The sequence below is a fragment of the Aeromicrobium sp. genome (genome assembly GCF_014378035.1).
GTDB lineage: Bacteria > Actinomycetota > Actinomycetes > Propionibacteriales > Nocardioidaceae > Aeromicrobium.
In genome coordinates this window covers 1-16,917 of the sequence record NZ_JACMOM010000264.1, presented here as the reverse complement: position 1 = coordinate 16,917, position 16,917 = coordinate 1, and the positions used below count along the sequence as shown (strand labels likewise).

Annotated in this window: 15 protein-coding genes; 8 read left to right on the top strand and 7 right to left on the bottom strand. The window is 66.5% G+C overall.

The features are described from left to right. The coding region (locus tag H7290_RS13820) for a crotonase/enoyl-CoA hydratase family protein (protein WP_290514596.1) at positions 1–884 on the bottom strand (884 nt) is incomplete at its 3' end. 11 nt (positions 885–895) lie between these two features. Then, positions 896–2,077, bottom strand: coding sequence for a thiolase family protein (locus tag H7290_RS13815; protein WP_290514595.1), 1,182 nt, complete (start codon positions 2,075–2,077; stop codon positions 896–898). A 1,115-nt stretch (positions 2,078–3,192) separates the two neighbouring features. Between H7290_RS13815 and H7290_RS13810 the strand changes: the two genes are divergently transcribed. The 3 genes from H7290_RS13810 to H7290_RS13800 are packed head-to-tail and all read left to right on the top strand — an operon-like array spanning position 3,193 to position 6,055. After that, the gene (locus H7290_RS13810; RefSeq protein ID WP_290514594.1) at positions 3,193–4,230 is read left to right on the top strand and encodes a tyrosine-type recombinase/integrase; all 1,038 of its coding nucleotides are present in this window, start codon (positions 3,193–3,195) and stop codon (positions 4,228–4,230) included. Beyond that, positions 4,230–5,027, top strand: a complete 798-nt coding sequence (locus H7290_RS13805; protein WP_290514593.1) for a hypothetical protein — start codon at positions 4,230–4,232, stop codon at positions 5,025–5,027. Before H7290_RS13810 ends, H7290_RS13805 begins: the two co-directional genes overlap by 1 nt. Further along, positions 4,958–6,055: a tyrosine-type recombinase/integrase gene (locus H7290_RS13800; RefSeq protein WP_366927637.1), complete on the top strand. Its 1,098-nt coding sequence runs from the start codon at positions 4,958–4,960 to the stop codon at positions 6,053–6,055. Before H7290_RS13805 ends, H7290_RS13800 begins: the two co-directional genes overlap by 70 nt. Positions 6,056–6,102: 47 nt before the next feature. Here the strand turns inward: H7290_RS13800 and H7290_RS13795 are convergent, their stop codons facing one another. Both H7290_RS13795 and H7290_RS13790 read right to left on the bottom strand, forming a co-directional pair. Beyond that, positions 6,103–6,789: an FAD-dependent oxidoreductase gene (locus H7290_RS13795; RefSeq protein WP_290514592.1), complete on the bottom strand. Its 687-nt coding sequence runs from the start codon at positions 6,787–6,789 to the stop codon at positions 6,103–6,105. A gap of 6 nt (positions 6,790–6,795) precedes the next feature. Then, on the bottom strand, positions 6,796–8,787 hold the full coding sequence (locus tag H7290_RS13790; protein WP_290514591.1) for a heavy metal translocating P-type ATPase: 1,992 nt from the start codon (positions 8,785–8,787) through the stop codon (positions 6,796–6,798). Between the two features lie 115 nt (positions 8,788–8,902). On the opposite strand from H7290_RS13790, the gene H7290_RS13785 reads away from it, so the two are divergent. Beyond that, entirely contained in the window at positions 8,903–9,265 is a 363-nt protein-coding gene (locus H7290_RS13785; protein WP_290514590.1) for a metalloregulator ArsR/SmtB family transcription factor, read from the top strand. A 588-nt stretch (positions 9,266–9,853) separates the two neighbouring features. Here the strand turns inward: H7290_RS13785 and H7290_RS13780 are convergent. Then, positions 9,854–12,541, bottom strand: coding sequence for a 5'-nucleotidase C-terminal domain-containing protein (locus tag H7290_RS13780; RefSeq protein ID WP_290514589.1), 2,688 nt, complete (start codon positions 12,539–12,541; stop codon positions 9,854–9,856). Between the two features lie 410 nt (positions 12,542–12,951). Here H7290_RS13780 and H7290_RS13775 point away from each other — a divergent pair, with 410 nt between their 5' ends. Beyond that, positions 12,952–13,566 (top strand): GNAT family N-acetyltransferase, encoded by a 615-nt coding sequence (locus H7290_RS13775; RefSeq protein ID WP_290514588.1) that lies wholly within the window; start codon positions 12,952–12,954, stop codon positions 13,564–13,566. Between the two features lie 50 nt (positions 13,567–13,616). Here the strand turns inward: H7290_RS13775 and H7290_RS13770 are convergent, their stop codons facing one another. Further along, the gene (locus tag H7290_RS13770) at positions 13,617–14,309 is read right to left on the bottom strand and encodes a hypothetical protein (RefSeq protein ID WP_290514587.1); all 693 of its coding nucleotides are present in this window, start codon (positions 14,307–14,309) and stop codon (positions 13,617–13,619) included. Positions 14,310–14,681: 372 nt separating this feature from the next. Between H7290_RS13770 and H7290_RS13765 the strand changes: the two genes are divergently transcribed. Continuing rightward, positions 14,682–15,716, top strand: coding sequence for a TerC family protein (locus tag H7290_RS13765; RefSeq protein WP_290514586.1), 1,035 nt, complete (start codon positions 14,682–14,684; stop codon positions 15,714–15,716). A gap of 182 nt (positions 15,717–15,898) precedes the next feature. On the opposite strand, the gene H7290_RS13760 is transcribed toward H7290_RS13765, so the two are convergent. Continuing rightward, positions 15,899–16,075 (bottom strand): hypothetical protein, encoded by a 177-nt coding sequence (locus H7290_RS13760; protein ID WP_290514585.1) that lies wholly within the window; start codon positions 16,073–16,075, stop codon positions 15,899–15,901. 145 nt (positions 16,076–16,220) lie between these two features. On the opposite strand from H7290_RS13760, the gene H7290_RS13755 reads away from it, so the two are divergent. Continuing rightward, positions 16,221–16,469, top strand: a complete 249-nt coding sequence (locus H7290_RS13755) for a type II toxin-antitoxin system Phd/YefM family antitoxin (RefSeq protein WP_290514584.1) — start codon at positions 16,221–16,223, stop codon at positions 16,467–16,469. Continuing rightward, the gene (locus H7290_RS13750; protein ID WP_290514583.1) at positions 16,466–16,726 is read left to right on the top strand and encodes a type II toxin-antitoxin system RelE/ParE family toxin; all 261 of its coding nucleotides are present in this window, start codon (positions 16,466–16,468) and stop codon (positions 16,724–16,726) included. The genes H7290_RS13755 and H7290_RS13750 overlap by 4 nt, the downstream gene beginning before the upstream one ends. Positions 16,727–16,917: the final 191 nt, after the last annotated feature.

Here is a 16,917-nt window from a genome sequence, read left to right as displayed (position 1 = left end):
GCCGGGAAGTGGGGGAGTACGTCGGGCAGGTCAGCGGGCACGGTGTCGGTGAAGACGGGCGCCCTCTTCTCGAGGAACGCGGCGATGCCGTCGTGGGCGTCGGCGCTCACCCCGCGCAGGTTGATGCTGATCGTCTCGGCGGTGTGGGCCACCATCGGGTGCTCGGCGCCGAGCATCCGCCACATCATCTGGCGGGTCAGGGCGGTCGAGACCGCCGCGGTGCTGTCGGCGATCGAGCGGGCCAGCGCGTACGCCGCGGGGAGCAGCTCGTCGGGGGCGTGCACGCTGCGCAGCAGCCCACGGTCCAGCGCCTCGTCGGCGCCGAAGACCCGGCCGGTGTAGACCCAGTCGAGCGCGGTCTGCATCGGTACGACCCGGGGGAGGAACCAGGTCGAGCACGACTCGGGCACGAATCCGCGCCGGTTGAAGACGAAGCCGAACTTCGCCGTCTCCGACGCCAGCCGGAAGTCGCAGGGCAGCGTGATCGTGGAGCCCACGCCAACGGCCGGGCCGTTGATCGCGGCGATGATCGGTTTGTCGAGCGCGAACATCCGCAGGACCACCCGGCCGCCGCCGTCGCGGCGGATCGGCAGCTCATCACCCTCCACGTCGTAAGACGTCCCGGCGGGCGCGGTGGGGCTAGCCCGCCAGAGCTCGAAGGCGGCCGACGAGTCGGACAGGTCCATCCCTGCACAGAACGCGCGGCCACTGCCGGTCAGGACGACGACCCGCACCGACGGGTTGGCGTCGCAGGCGTCGAACGCCTCGATCAGCTCGACTTCCATCTGGTCGGTGAAGGCGTTGAGCGCCGCGGGGCGACCGAACCGGACGGTCGCGATGCCGTCGTCGACGGTGAGGCTGACCTGGGGAGGGGTCGATGCCATGTCGGCGGGGCTCAGAGCCGCTCGATGATGGTGGCGTTGGCCATTCCGCCGCCCTCGCACATGGTCTGCAGGCCGTAGCGACCGCCGGTGGCCTCGAGATGGTTGAGCAGGGTCGCCATCAGGCGGGTGCCGGAGCCGCCTAGCGGGTGCCCGAGCGCGATCGCTCCGCCGCGGGGGTTGAGCCTGGACTGATCGGCGTTGAACTCAGTCGCCCAGGCGAGCGGCACGGGGGCGAACGCCTCGTTGACCTCGTAGGCGTCGATGTCGTCGATGCCGAGGCCCGAGCGCTTCAGGGCCTGGTGGGTCGCCGGGATGACGCCGTCCAGCATCACGAGCGGGTCGGAGCCGGTGACCGCGAAGGTGTGGAAGCGCGCCCGCGGGGTGAGCCCCAGGGCGAGGGCCCGTTCCTCGCTCATGATCAGCGCGGCCGAGGCGCCGTCGGTGAGCGGCGAGGAGTTGCCGGGCGTGATCGACCAGCCGATCTCGGGGAAGCGGGCCGCCAAGCCCTCGTCGTGGAACGAGGAGCGCAGGCCTGCGAGGCCCTCGGCGGTCGTGCTCGCGCGCACGGTCTCGTCGAGCGTGTGGGTGGAGCCGTCGGGCAGGGTGATCGGCACGATCTCGCGGTCGAAGGCACCATCGGCGGCATGCGCCGCGGCGCGCTCGTGCGAGCGGGCCGAGAACGCGTCGAGGTCCTCGCGGGTCAGCTTCCAGCGGGCGGCGATCAGCTCGGCGCCGATGCCCTGGTGGGCCAGGCCCTCGGGGTTGCGCGCGGCCAGCGGCCCGAACGGGTCGCCGCCGGCGGCGGTCGACGAGCCCATCGGGACGCGGCTCATCGACTCGACGCCGCACGCGATCGCGATGTCATAGACGCCGGCCAGCACGCCCTGCGCGGCGAAGTGGGCCGCCTGCTGCGACGACCCGCATTGGCGGTCGATGCTGGTCGACGGCACCGACTCGGGGAAGCCCGCGCGCAGGACCGCCGTACGACCGATGTTGAGGGCCTGGTCGCCGACCTGGTTGACGCAGCCGGCGATCACGTCGTCGATCTGCGCGGGGTCGAGGCCGTTGCGCTCGATCATCTGCTTTAGCGTCTGCGCCAGGAGGTCGACGGGGTGTAGGCCGTGCAGGGCGCCACCCGGCTTCCCCTTGCCGGAGGCGGTGCGGACGATGTCGACGATGACGGCGCTGCTCATGGAGGCTCCCTGACTGGACGCGCTGGATTGGTGGTAACTAAACGATCGTTCGGTTCAGGGTAGGTCGGGGTTAGTGGCCGGTCAAGGGTGCGGTCCATCCGGGTGATCGTCCGGGCATCCCGCGCCAATCGGTGCCGCGCGATGCACCTACGAGTCGTACGGCGAGGACACGTCCCTGCTCGGTCGCACCGGCGTCGGGTGGATCCGCGGCGCGCAGAGCCAGGGCGTGACTTCACCGATGGCGGGGCGCCCTCCTTGACCTGTCACATGTAGCCGAGCGAGCATCGGATTCGTTGGACCACGCGAGTGCCCGGCTCGTGGCAGAAGCGGCCGGTCGCTCCAGCTGGCGGTGTAGATGAGTAGTGGTGTCTGGGTCGTCCGAGACCAGCTCGCCCTCGTCGCAGCACATACGTTTTACTCACATAATTGAACAGGAAACAGCGGGATCCGCCGAGACTAGGCCGGACGTCGAAATCCGGTGTTCGTGCAGGTCAGAGGCCTCTGCGGGGTCTCGCGGGAACTCATGAGAATGGCCTGATTCAGAGACTAGGTCGTCAGTTCGATTCTGACAGGCGGCCCCACCAAAACAGCCTCTGAGCTGCGGGAACGCGTTCAGGGGCTGTTGTCCCTGTCGGATTCCTCGATGTCGGTTGAAAATAGGTGTCTCAGGCCGAGCAACGACGTGATGCGGCGGGACGAGGACGGCAGGCGGCACCCCGATTCCGGCACCATGGGATCCGCACGTAGCCGACGTAGGCGCCGGGTGCAGTCTCGAGTTCGCTCTCGGGGAGATGCACGGGGGTCGTGCTGCAGAAGTGGCCAGTGATCGAGAGCACGATGCCGACGAGGATCCAAGAAGTAAGCACGTTCTACTCGTTAGCGAAGATGCTTCTGGGAAGTAGTTGGCTTTGCGCAACAGACTGATCACGGCACCTGGAACTAACTTCGGGCCGATCTCGCCCGGGAGGGCAGCGTAGTGGGTTTGCTTGTAATCGACGGGCGCAACGTTTCCCAGCGTCGAGCGCACGCGTCGGTTGGTCACGATATGCAGGTGATCTGCACCCAGGTCGTTGGGATCGCGGAGGACGGGTCACCTCATCGATCGGAGCCCGTCCGTGGCCTTCACACCCCGCCTGGTCCGCACCCGTCGTCCTGGCGGAGGTGAGCTGATCCGTCTGGGTCATCCGCTGCTGGATGCCTACATGGATCTCGTCACCGCGCGGGCTCGACCGAACACGGTGATCGCGACGGCCTTCGACCTGAAGGTCTTCTTCACCGTGATCGACAAGGACCCTGACGAGGTCACCGTGACCGACGTGTTGGCCTTCATCAAGGCCCAGCGCGAGCCCCGACGCGGTGCCAAGGTTGTGCGGATCGAGGACGGCGAACAGGGGCTGTCCGCACGCACGATCAAGCGACGACTGGCAACGATCGCGGGACTCTATGAGTACCTGATCATTCGCGGAGACACCGCCGTCGAGCGGAACCCTGTTCCTCGCGGACTGGCGATGCGACGCCCCGGCCAACGAGCCGTGCGCGGCGTCCCGCTGATCCGGGCACCGCGCACGCTGCCGCGAGTGATCGACCCGGACCAGGTCGACACGTTCGTCGCCGCACTCCGGACTCGACGCGACCGCGCGATGGTCCACGCGATGCTGCTCGGCGGCCTACGACGCTGCGAGGTCCTCGGTCTTCGTCTGGGTGACATCCGTCCCGGTGAACGCAGGTTGTTCATCGCCGAGGGCAAGGGCGGGCACCAGCGCATCGTCCCTGTCTCACAGCGCTTCTTCACGACTCTGGCGTCCTACCTCGCCGTCGAACGACCTGAGTCGGCCGTCGATGATCACGTCTTCGTGGTCTTGAAGGGCCCCCGGCGCGGCCAGCCGCTTTCATCGGCGGGGCTCGACGAGATCGTCGCCGGCGCCCGCGGCAGAGCAGGGATTGAACACCTGACCTGCCACCAGCTGCGCCACACCTGCTTCACCCGGCTGCGTGAGGCCGGGATGGCGTTAGAGGCGACCCAAGCCCAGGCAGGACACCGCTCGATCGAGTCCACGCGCATCTACCTCCACCTGGCCACCGACTGGCTCGCCGGGGAATACCGAAGAGCGTGTGAGGCCATCGACGCGCAATCACTGGCAGGCGACCTGTGATGCCGGCTGCACACGCGCTCAGCGACCACGGCGCCACCCAGGTCGAGGAGTACGTCACGGCGATGCAACAGGCGGGACGCCAAACGGGCAGGTCGACCGTCGCGGCTGCCAGGTCGTTCTGCGTCAAACTCGAGCGGAGCGGCGGGTGGCACCAGCTGTCGCTTGCACAGCAGGTCGACGCGATCGAGAAGGCGAGGTCCTTCGTGTCCTGGTTGCTTGTCACCGCTCAGCTGACGATCACCGGCGACCTGCTGGGCAGGGTCGACCTACGCCTGGGAAACGCCGCCCGCAGCCACTGCCCGGACGCGCACACGTGGTTCGCGGACGCTTGCGCCTTGCTCGACACCAAAGAACGTGACGTCGCCCTGCAGTGGAACACCTTGGCCAAGGTCACCGCGGTCACCGGCACGCCAGCGCTACAGATCAACACCACAGCATTCGAGGTCGCCCGCACGGCGATCATCGATGCCTACATCGCTCGCGGCATGCCGAACTCCGGACGCAACCTGGCTTCCTGCTTCCACCGGCTGCAGCTCACCCTGTTCCATGCCGGCAGGCTGGAGAACCACACCCGACCCGCACGCCGACCGTCCGTGTCGGTCACCGGCTGGACGACGGTCCCACCGGGATTCACCGATGTGGCCCAACGCTACGTCGCCCAGATCGACCTGAGCCTGCGGCCCTCGACGGTTAAACACATCGAACACGACCTCCGCGAGTTCGGGACCTGGCTGGGCCAGACCCATCCCGAGGTCGACACCTGTGCCGAGCTGCAACGTCGGCACATCGAGGACTAAAGGCCTGGGTCGGCGCCAAACACGGCCGCTACACCGGGAAGCCGCTGAATCGGATCAGCATCAAGAATCGGCTGATCAACCTGCACTGCTTCTTCGACCGGATCACCGAGTGGGGCTACCCGAATCCGCCGCAGCGGCCGCTGATCTTCGCCGGCGACCTGCCTATCGTCGACAAGCCACTGCCGCGGTTCCTCGATGACGCTGCGGCGACCAAACTCATGCGGACCTCCCGCGCGGACCCCGATCCGTTGTCCCGCCTCATCGTCGAACTATTGGCCCGCACCGGCATCCGCAAGGGTGAGCTGCTCGCCCTCACCGTCGACGCCGTGGTCCAGATCGGCTCCGCGTTCTGGCTGAGGATCCCTGTCGGGAAGCTGCACAACGACCGGTACATCCCGCTGCACCCGCAGCTGAAGGAGATGCTCGACGACTGGATCGCCAACCACCGCCCCACCGGGCTGCGGTCCCAACGGCTGCTACTTGAACGCAACCGTCCCATCACCGCATTGCGCGTCGCGACCGCGCTGAGCCGACTCAGCCACGAGGCCGGCATCGGCCATGTCACCGCCCACCAACTGCGCCACACGCTGGCAACCCAGGCGATCAATCGCGGCATGAGCATCGACGCGATCGCCGCGTTGCTCGGTCACAACACCCTCGCCATGACGATGATCTATGCCCGGATTGCCGACAAGACCGTCGCGGAGGAGTACTTCAACGTCACCGAGAAAGTCGAAGCGCTCTACGGACAGCCCCGCCAACTCCCACGAGACGACGAGGGCAGCGAGATGCGAAAACTCCGCGGCGAGATGCACCGCCGCATGCTCGGCAACGGCCACTGCGCCCCACCCGTCGAGACCGACTGCCACTTCGAGTCGATCTGTGAATCCTGCACCTTCTTCGTCACTACCATCGAGTTCCGACCCACCCTGCAAGCCCAACGAGACGACGCCGAGAACAAGGGCCAGATCGCCCGACAGAAGATCTTCGACGGACTCCTCGAACGCCTCGACCACGAGGCCTCATAGCCCGCCCTTGACACGATCACCCGCATAAGTGCACCAGTCGACCCAGCCTAGTAGCCATCGAACGAGTCGATGCGGATGTTGTTGTGATCAACGCCTGCGTCCATCAGGACGTCTTCGGTTGCTTCGATCATGGCGGGTGGTCCCGCGACGTAGTAGTAGTGCGCAGCCTTGTCGACGCTCTCGGCGAGTCGCCTGCGCCGCTCCTTACCCTTCATGTCAGCGGTGATGACGTAGTCGATCGTCACGCCACGCAGGCGCGCGCTCCACAGATCAAGCTCCTCGCGGAAGAGGAAGTCTGCTGTGCGGTTCAGGTAGATCAGGTGCGCCGAGTCGGTGTTGGACCGGTCGAACATCTCGCGGATCATGCTTCTGAACGGAGCGACGCCGACGCCGGCCGCGATCAGCACGCTTGAGCGATTCTGGCGCAGTGAGAAGTCGTAGTCGTTGCCATAGGCGGTCATTCGGTACAGGTCGCCGGGCTGCGCGGTCTGCAGTGTCCGCTTGATGCCGCTCTGGCCGACCTTGAACGTGATGACGAGGTCCGACTCGGTAGGCGAGGACGATAGTGAGTACGTCTTTCCCCCGGATAGCTCTTCAGCGAAGGCGAGATCGATCCAGTCACCGGCGTCGTAGTCGAAGCGCGGCGGACGCGCAAAGACGAGGGACAGGTGATCTGCTGTTTCGTCGCGTCGAGCGGTGACAATGAGCGGAATGTCGACGTTTTTGTAGACCACGTGGTGTTACGCGCTGTCTCGGCTAGTGGTCGATGCTGCGGCACGTTGCCACGACGACTTGCTGAGCAGTCGCAGTCCGTTGAGCGCCACGATGATGGTCGAGCCTTCGTGACCTGCAACGCCGAGGGGTAGCGGCAGGGTTCCGAAGATGTCCCAGGCAACGAGTGTCGTGATGACGGTGCCGGCGATGACAAGGTTGGCCTTCACGACGCGGTGCGACCGACGCGCCAGGTCGATGGTCTTGGGCAGCATCGATAGGTCGTCGCGCACCAGGATGACGTCACTGGTCTCCATCGCGAGGTCCGAGCCGCCTCGGCCCATGGCAACGCCGACGTGGGCTGCGGCCATCGCAGGCGCGTCATTGACGCCGTCACCGATCAAGAGAACCTGATGTCCCTCGTCGCGCAGTCTTTCGACTGCTGTGACTTTGTCAGCGGGAAGGAGATGAGCCTGGACGCGGTGAATGCCGACGCTGTGTGCCAGTCGTTCGGCTGCGGCCTTGTTGTCTCCGGTCAGGAGCACCGGTTCTGCGCCCGTCAGATCGGCCAGAGCACGCACGGCTGCCTTCGCGCCGTTCCGTACGCGGTCGGTGAGAGCTACGACCCCGATGACCTCGTCGTCGACGAGCACCACGATGGCGGTATGGCCTGAGTCTTCGAGTTCAGCAACAACCGAGTGAACTTCGAGGTCAGCAGCGGCGAGCAGCGCCGTCGGGGCGCCAGTGTCGACGGATCGTTGCTCGACGCTTGCCGTCACACCGCGGCCGGGTGTTGAGATGAACTCGTCGGGCTCGGGGAAGCCGATATCCCGCTCACGGGCAGCCGCCACGATGGCACGGCCGACTGGGTGCTCGCTTCGACGCTCGGCTGCTGCCGCGATGCGCAGCAACTCAGACTCGGACGTGTCGCCAAAGGTGACGATCGAGGCAACGCGGGGTGTGCCTTGCGTCAACGTGCCGGTCTTGTCGAAGGCGACGAGGTCAACCTTGCTCAGCTCTTCGAGCGCGACGGCAGACTTCACGAGGACGCCGTGGCGTCCGGCGTTGGCGATCGTGGCAAGCAGTGGCGGCATCGTCGCGAGGACCACGGCACACGGCGAGGCCACGATCATGAACGTCATCGCACGTAGCAACGTCGGTTGGAACTCGGCGCCAAAGACGAGCGGGATCGTGAAGAGCGCGAGCGTGGCAACCACAACACCGATGCTGTAGCGCTGCTCGACCTTCTCGATAAAGAGCTGCGTCTTGGCCTTCGTGGCGGATGCTTCTTCGACCATGGCAACGATCCGTGCCACGACGGTGTCGGCGGCGGCCCGCGTGACACGCAGCCGGAGTGCGCCTGCCCCGTTCAAGGTGCCAGCGAAAACCTCGTCGCCGGGACCTCTGATGACGGGCATCGGCTCGCCAGTAATGGACGCCTGGTCGAGCTCGCTCACCCCGTCCAGAATCTCACCGTCTGCGCCGACCCGCTCCCCCGGTCGAACGAGCACTAGATCGCCAACAGCAAGCGTGCTCGCGTCGACCTCTTCTTCGGCCCCGTGTTCGGAGACGATGACGGCGCGCTCAGGCGCAAGGTTCAGGAGCGCTTGAACTGAGTCCTCGGTGCGGCGAGTAGCGAAGGCTTCAAGCGCACCTGAGGTCGCGAAGATGACGATCAGCAGCGCGCCATCGAAAACCTGACCGATCGAGGCAGCGACAACGGCGGCCACGATCATCAGCAGGTCAACGTCGAGCGTCTTCGCGCGTAGGGCCTGCAGACCAGCGAGCGCCGGCTCCCAACCGCCAGATGCGTAACACGCCAAGTAGAGCGTCCACCAGACACCGTCCGGCGCGCCAGCTAATTGCGCGGTGCCGCCGAATGCGAATAGCACGGTGGCGAGCGCTGCCCAGCGGATCTCGGGCAGTCCCAGTGCTGCGACGAACGAGCGGCTCGAATTGGGGCTGGTCTGCGAGGAGTGAGGTGCTGGTGCCACCACAGTGAGTGGCTCAGTGCCTGACATTGCGTGTCCTGTCCGGCCTCGCAAGGCGGCTAGTGGGCATAGATGAAGAGGTGTTCATTCAAATCTTGACGATACACATGAACTCTTGTTCATACAAATGTCGTATACTGGGGCGATGGGTCACGGAGTGGACGGCCGGATCACAGGCCCAACGAACATGGATCTCGCTACCGCGAAATCGGTTGCTACGACGCTGCAGGCGCTCGCGACACCGAGCAGACTGCTGATTCTTGCCACGCTGCAGAACGGGTCGGCAACGGTTGGCGAGCTTGCCAAAGCGGTCGGCATGGAGCAGTCAGCGGTGTCTCATCAACTGCGACTGCTGCGCAACCTCGGCCTGGTCGATGGCGCACGCTCGGGCCGCAACATCAGCTACAGCTTGTATGACGATCACGTCGCCGAACTGATCGAGCAAGCGATCTCTCACGCAGAGCACGTCCGGATGGGCGCGCTCGATCGTCGACCAGCAGAAGGCTGACACCGTCTAAGCAAAGTGCACCGGACACGGTGTTGTCGTATCGATTCACAAGCGCTCTCAGCCTCCATCATCAAAGCTCGAGGCCAGGCGACGATCCGGAGTTGAGCATCCGGTTGGCCCGACGTGGGTCCCGACCACAGATCGCGAACGGCGCGACCGTCGCCATCGAAAGTTGGGAGCAAGGTCGGGAGTGGAGCCGGGCGGCAGGAACTTGCGACCCGTCGCTGGTGTTCGTCGCGCATCGCGACCCAAAGTGCCGCGTGAAGCGCACACGCTTTGAGTGATCGCTCCAACGGACAGCTCCTGGTGGCCGTACGCGCTGGGTCCTGCCGGGAAGTCGGTGCCCCAAACATTCGTCAGTTGCAGCACTGGGGTCAGTCGCGCGCAAGGTGTCCACCGGTGCAGCGGTCCTGAACGTGCCAGCGGCTGCTGGGCTGTTCGTCGTCGCGGACGACGAGGCACGAGTTCGGTTGCGCTTGCGCATAGTTGAAGAAGGTAACTCGACCGCACGGCGATGCGACCGTGCGAGGTCGGCCAGAGGTGTGTCGGATTTGCTTGTCGCGCGCGGCCTGGGCCGGCACTGAGGGGCTACGTCCGGGCGGCCTTCTTCACCGTGATCCTGGCGGTGGTCGAGACCGACTTTGTGCGCGCGTCACCAACGTAGGTGACGGATGCTCGGACTGTGCCCGCCTTCTTGAACCGGGTGAGCTTGATCGTCGCCTTGCCGTTCGTGAGGCTGCCGGCGTAGGTCTTCCTGCCGATCTTTACGGTCACCTTGCCTGTCGGCGTGAGGCCTTGCGCCGCGACCGCGATCACCATCGTGGCTCTGGTCCTGTTGGCCGTGATTCTCGAGGGCTGGGTCTTGACAGTCAGCTTTGGTATTGCTTTGTCGACCCGCACGGTCGCGGTCTGGCTCTTGCTTGGCTTGGTCGTCGCGCTGCCGAGGAAGCGCGCCTCGATGGTCCTGTTGCCGACTGTGCTGAAAGGTCCGACCCTCACTTTGGCGCTGCCGTCGACCAGCGTGGCGGTGGCGATCGACGTGCCGTTGACGTAGATCTTGACATCACCGACCGGTGTGCTGCCGGTGGAGGCCACGGTCACTGACACCGACGCGTTACCGCGCCTTACCGGCACCGTGGCCGGCGTGACGATTAGCGACGTGGTCGAGTCGGCCTGGAGCCGGACGGTGATCGGGAGCCGCACGGTGGTGCCGCTGCGGTTGCCCACGATCACCACGACGGCCGGCCCCGCGGCAGTGTCGGACGGGATCGTGGCTCGGACGGCGGCCGCGCCGTACTCGTCGTACGGGTCGGTGCCGGTGGTTGTCTCGACTGCGAACGAGCCGAGCGACCGGCCATCCAGCGTCACCTGAACCGAGGTGTCCTGCCGGTCGGACAGCGCCGAGTTCGCCAGCGACGTCAGGTCGATGTCGAGCGGTCCGCCGACGACGTACGACGAAGGGGCACCTCCCGGGAAGGCCACGCCGACCGAGTGCTGGGCCAGGTTGAGCGCCAGCGGCGTGCCACCGACGGTCGGGCCGGCGACGGTGCCGACGTAGTCGGTCAGGGCGGCGAGCCCGGTGGTGCCGGTGTCCTGCCGGCTGGTGCCGGCAGCGAAGGCCCGGAAGTTGTCACCACCGGAGGCCAGCACCGAGCTCGCCGTGACCGAGTAGCTGCTCGCGGGCGCGATCGCCACGTCATTGAGCCAGATGCCGGTGATCCGCGAGCCCTCTACCTGGGTGGGGTCATGGGTATAGGTGAACCCGGCCGAGGTGCCGAGGCTCAGGAACGGGCGGGCCGGCACGGTGCCGTCGGCGGTACGCTGCCACTGCTGTTCGAGCACGGTCTTCAGCTGCGCTCCGGTGAGCTTCAGGTTGATCAGCGTCCGGGCGGAGGGCTGCACCAGGGCTGCCTGCTGATAGGTGACCGTCGCCGGGTAGCCGCCGGCAGTCCCGAGCAGGTCGGCACCGAGAGCATCGGGAGCCACGAAGGCAATCTGCGCGGCGCCGGAACCCGCGGCGCGGGTCGCCCACCGCTGCGACTCGGCCACCAGGTTGCCCAGCGCCGACTCGCCGCCGGGGTTGATCGTCGTGCCGTCGGCGAGCGTGGCGCGGGTGAACGGCGCCGCCAGCCGGCCCAGCTCGACGTCCGGCCTCATCTGGATCTTCCGGTAGTGCACCCGATCGGTCAGGCTGCGGTTCTCGAGCCCGACGAACCCGCTCACCGCAGCGCCGGCCGGGCGGTTCATCGAGTTGATCAGCGTGCCGTTCAGGTAGAGCTCCAGGCGTGCGCCCGTGAGCTGCACCCGGTAGGTGTTCCACTGACCGACCGGATGAAGCGCGGCGGCCAGAGCTGTCGGATTCGCGGCCTGCAGGGTGCCGCCCGTCGGCACGATCGCGCCGGTGTCGGCGCCGATCGGGATCGTGTAGCCGCCGACGGCGTCGGCGCCGCCGCGGCCGCTGGAGGCCAGGTAGACGCTCGAGTCGTCGTTCGACGAGATCCGTTTCCAATCGAGCTCGAGCGTGTACGGCGCTGCCTGCTGCTGGGTGAACCAGGTGGCGCCACGACCACGGAGGCTGCGGATGGTGCAGTCGGTCTGGCGGCCGAAGCCGCCGACACCGGCCTTGCGCCACCCCTCGAAGGAGGCGAACGTGCCGTCGTACAGGCTCGCGTAGCCGGGCGTCGGTGCCGTCGCGACGCAGGGGTCGGGGGCGGTGCCGCCGACCTGGATCGCGTCGAAGTTGAGGCGGCAGAAATCGGTGGCGCGATCGCACTGGATCGAGATCGTGTTCGCGCCCTGCTGGAGCGTGACGTCGTAGTGCACGAAGCGCCACGCCTCCCAGTTCTCGAAGCTAGTCATCGGCAGGCTCATCAGCTGGCGGGCGCCACCGTTGGTGAGCAGCCCCATCGAGCGGGTGACGTTCTCCTCGGCACCGAGCGGCCCGGCGGCGTAGCGCACGTAGACCGGGTACACGCCGGCCGCGGGAGCCGTGACACTCATCGTCGAGGTCATCCCGGTCTCGCGGAACGTGTAGGAGCCGGCGCCGGAGAAGTTGCCATGGTCGCCGGAGTTGAAGCCGGGCGGACCGGCGGCGGCGCCGCTGATCGCGCCATCCTCAACCTCGACCCAGCCGATCACCGCGTCGCCTACCGTTGTGGGCGCCGTCGCTTCAACAGCCCCCACGGGAGCCGGGGCGACACCGGCCAGGCCGACGGCCAGACAGACGGCGGCCAGCGCCGAGCAGACACCGGCTCGACGGGGGGAGAAACGGATCACGGCGGGCTCCTCGCAAAGCTGTGACGCGTGCCACAGACGTTGCGAGGGACGGTAAGCGCATTGGTTCATCCTGTCGAATCTGATTCCGCATTGTGGACAGAATTGGACACGGTTCACCTACGCGACCGCGGATCGGCATGCCGATCGACGAGTTCAGGCGGGGTGGCGGGGGCCCTCAGCGCACCATGCTGTTGTCGTGCGCCATGGCCAGCCGGGCCTTGATGCTTAGCAGGGTGTGGCCGGTTCTGACCTGTACCGAAGCGGCGCTCGACAGCGGTTGAGGCCAGTGGATGGGTCGTCTGTGATGGCCAACGGCATGTGGTGCCGCTCGGTTGCACATCGCCCAGGACGATGGCCGTCCCGCAAGGGATCCGCCACCTATGTCGGCGGGCCGTGGTGGAGTGGCACCCGTGACTTGGGAGACGCATCCGCTGACACTGGACCGCTTTGAAGACTTCGCTGACGTCATCAACCGCACCCGCCGTGCTAACCATTGCTGGTGTCTGTCGCACCGGCTACGGGCTGGCGAGATCGAGGAGCTTGGGGGCGGGAGCCGTGAGCAGGCCATGCGTTCCCTGTGCGAGCGGGTTCATCCGCCAGGGGTCGTGATCTACCGGGACGGCGAGCCGGTGGGATGGTGCAACATCGGCCCCCGCACCGAGATCTCGCGACTGGCCAACTCACGCCTCATCCGCCCCGTCAATGACCTGCCGGTGTGGAGCATCGTGTGCGTCGTGGTCCGCTCGGGCCATCGTCGACAAGGCGTGACGGCACCACTGCTCGAAGGTGCGGTTGCCTATGCTGCCTCCCGCGGCGCGCCCGCCGTAGAGGCGCATCCGGTCGACCCTCCGGGTCGGATGGATCTGACCATGGCGTTCGTTGGGACCAAGTCGATGTTCGACCGAGCTGGATTTCGAGTCGTGGGCAGCACCGGTGCCGTGGCGAGCGGCATGCCACGCCTGATCATGCGGCGAGACCTCCCTGCCCAGCCCCCGCCAGACCAACGCGCCGGGGCATCCCGGTGACCCATCGCCCAGCGATACGCCGTTGCTCGCGGCTCGCTCCGTGCCATGTGTCAGCTCGTGAGCGAGTCGAAACCGAGTCCTCTGATGAGGGCGACTAACTCGGCGGCGACCTTCTCGGGGTCGATCAGCATATGGAGGTGCCCGCCCGACAGGGTGCTCACCGGCCATCGCCGCTGCACGGCTCGGTCCCGCTCGGCGGCGTAGGTGTCGCCGAAGGCGAGGTATGCCCCAGGAATGTCGTCCCAGCCCTGCGGGATCGGCAGCACGCTCTCGAAATATGACAACGGCAGCTGCTGTTGCTCAACTTCGACTCGCGCGCGCGTCCGGGCGTCGGGAAACAGCTCCATCACGTCGACCTCGTCCCACCAGCTGGTCCACACCGGGAGAAGGCCGTCGTCGTCGACCTTCTCGCCCAGCAGGTCAAGGAACGCCGGTGGCGCAAGCGGGACGTAACCGCGGCCCGGTGGGAGCACGGCGTCAACGAAGACAGCACCGACGACCCGACGTTGCATCACCAGTTCAGGGACGTACACGCCGGCGTTGCTGTGCGGCACCACAACGAGATCCTGCTCGGTCGGCAGCGTCGCCACGAAGGCGTCGAGTGCGTCCTGCCCGGTCCGTATCGGCGGGGCCGCAACGCAGATCATGGTGTGCCAGCCATGGTCGGCGAGGACCCGAGCCACCGGCGCCCAGACAGCTGCACCGAGCAGCGGACTGGCAAGCAGAGCCAACGACGGAACCATCGTTTGAGACTACGAGCAGGGCGGTGCCCCGCTGAGCACGTCTGTGTCACTTGCACGGCGTCGAGATGGACTGGCGACCGGTCTGGGTCGAGGTGGTCGCAGCTGAGCGAGGCTGGATGGATGTGGTCCTCGTGCGCGTTGCGACGGTGACTGTGGTGGGTGCAGCCTGCATGGGGTCTTGCCCACAGCTTGACATACGAATCATTGTTCGTGAATGCTGTATCGCACGAGGGGAGTACCCCGCTCACGACGTCATCGTCATTTCGGCCGGCCCTGTCCGGTCCGGTGCGTCGGCTGTTCGGTTTTCGGACCGGGCGGTGGGGGAGACCTCCAACGGCCCCACCCAGTGGGTGGGCGCGCTGGAGGTATTCAATGGATGTTCCCCTGTGGGCCTGGGCTGCGGTCCTCGCCGTCATTCTCGCGATGCTGGCAATCGACCTGCTGGCCCACCGCACCGCGCACGTGGTCTCGGTCAAGGAAGCTGCGCTCTGGTCAGCGATCTGGGTCTCGCTCGGCCTCGCGTTTGGCGGCGTCATCTGGTGGGCCTACGGCGCACGGGCCGGGGGCGAGTACTACGCGGGATATCTGATCGAGAAGTCCCTGGCCGTGGACAACGTCTTCGTCTTCGCGTTGATCTTCACCTACTTCGCCGTGCCGCGGGAGTACCAGCACCGGGTGCTCTTCTACGGCGTGCTCGGCGCCTTGGTGTTCCGGGCGATCTTCATTGCCGGCGGTTCGGTGCTGATCAACAACTTCGCCTGGATCCTCTACCTGTTCGGCGCGTTCCTGGTCTTCACCGGCTGGAAGATGTTCACCCACCGCAACGCCGACATGGACCCCTCACGCAACCCTGTGCTGCGCCTGGTCCGCAAGCACGTGCCAAGCACGGATGAGTACCACGGCCAGAAGTTCTGGGTGAAGAAGGCCGGCAAGTGGGTCGCCACCCCCCTGTTCACCGTGCTGGTCCTGGTCGAGACCACCGACATCATCTTCGCCGTCGACTCCATCCCCGCGATCTTCGCCGTCACTCAGGACCCCTTCCTGGTCTTCACCAGCAACGCCTTCGCCATCCTCGGCCTGCGGGCGATGTACTTCCTGCTGGCCGACCTCATTCACCGATTCATCTATCTCAAGGCGGGCCTTGCCGCGATCTTGGTCTTCGTCGGCATCAAGATGCTGCTCCTCGACGTGTACAAGGTCCCGATCTGGCTCTCCCTGACCATGATCGCCGCCTGCATCACCATCGCGGTCGTGGCGAGTCTGCGAGCCACTCGTGACCATGTTCCGCCCCAGCCCCCCGAGCCCTCTGTGCCCGGGCGGCCCGCTGGCCCCGCCTCCCGCGATGGGGTCGACACGGCAGCGAATCCCTCCGCCGAGGGCGACGACACTGAGGTGGCGGCTCGATGACGACGACCGTGTCCCGACAGGCGTCCCGGAGCCGGCGGGCTATGGACCAGCCATGGCCCGATGGCCGCCCGCGCGTCCGTGCCGAGGGTTCGTCGGTTCATCGGGGACGGTGTCCTGCCCGGCTGGTGCTGGACACGCAGTTCGTCCTCGACGAGGTCATCGCACACCTGATTCGTGGTGAGCTAGCCCGAGGCTGCACGCTGCAGGTGGTGCTCGCGCCGCCCCGTCTGGGGTGGTCCATCGATGCGGCCGTCGTGGCCCTGCGCAGGCGAAGGCTCACCCAGGCGCGTGAGCAGCAGATCGAGAAACTTCTCCGCATCGCCGGCGACAGGTCGGCGCAGGTCACCATCGCCGCTCACCGGTCCCGGTTGAGACGACGACCGCGGCCGGCTAGCCGTCGCTGCGAACCCCAGGGGTTCGACTTCCGGGGACGGTCATCGGATCAGGATCTTGAAGCGGAACACGATCTGTACGATACGGAGTACGAGTCGTACAATTCGGGGTATGGCCACGATGAACATCAGCGACGCGCGCAACCACCTGCCCAAGGCGATGGAGACCGCTCGAACCGAAGCCGTATTCGTACAGCGCCGTGGTCGCCTTGCTGGGGTGCTGGTAAGTCCCGAGCGCTATGAGCAACTCATGACGGCGTTTGAGGATGCCGAGGATGTCGCGGCCTTCGACGCAGCGATGGTCGAGGAGGGACCGAACATTCCGTGGGAGCAGGTCAAGGCTGACCTCGGTTGGGAGTGAGCGGGTATCGCATCGAGCTACGCCCGGCGGCAGCCCGTTCCTTGCGCAAGCTCGACCCTCAGGTTTGTCGTCGCATCCAAGGCGCGATTGCGCTGCTTGCCCAGGATCCGCGGCCGCCGGGCGCCCGCGCTCTGCAGGGCCGACCGGGCATGCGTGTCCGGGTTGGCGACTACCGCATCATCTACACAGTCAAGGACGACGTCCTGTTGGTTGTCGTCGTGCGGCTAGGACATCGACGCGACGTCTACGACCAGTAGCGAGCCTCGAGCTGGATCCAGTGGTCTCGCGAGCCGATCGATTTGCGGGACGTCCGCTCTCCTCTTGTCTTACGTCAGATCGAGGCGGCGCCACGACTGGTCCTCGACCTGTGAACCGGTTCGGGACGCGACCGCCGGAGGGGCGACTGCCGTACTGGTCGACGTGCGACTGAGCGAGTACCGCATGGCGT

Excerpts from the sequence above, each read along its gene's own strand:
- H7290_RS13785 (WP_290514590.1), top strand. The coding sequence starts at position 8,903 with ATGGGTCACGGAGTGGACGGCCGGATCACAGGCCCAACGAACATGGAT.
- H7290_RS13790 (WP_290514591.1), bottom strand. The coding sequence starts at position 8,787 with ATGTCAGGCACTGAGCCACTCACTGTGGTGGCACCAGCACCTCACTCC.
- H7290_RS13765 (WP_290514586.1), top strand. The coding sequence starts at position 14,682 with ATGGATGTTCCCCTGTGGGCCTGGGCTGCGGTCCTCGCCGTCATTCTC.
- H7290_RS13815 (WP_290514595.1), bottom strand. The coding sequence starts at position 2,077 with ATGAGCAGCGCCGTCATCGTCGACATCGTCCGCACCGCCTCCGGCAAG.
- H7290_RS13755 (WP_290514584.1), top strand. The coding sequence starts at position 16,221 with ATGGCCACGATGAACATCAGCGACGCGCGCAACCACCTGCCCAAGGCG.
- H7290_RS13805 (WP_290514593.1), top strand. The coding sequence starts at position 4,230 with ATGCCGGCTGCACACGCGCTCAGCGACCACGGCGCCACCCAGGTCGAG.
- H7290_RS13770 (WP_290514587.1), bottom strand. The coding sequence starts at position 14,309 with ATGGTTCCGTCGTTGGCTCTGCTTGCCAGTCCGCTGCTCGGTGCAGCT.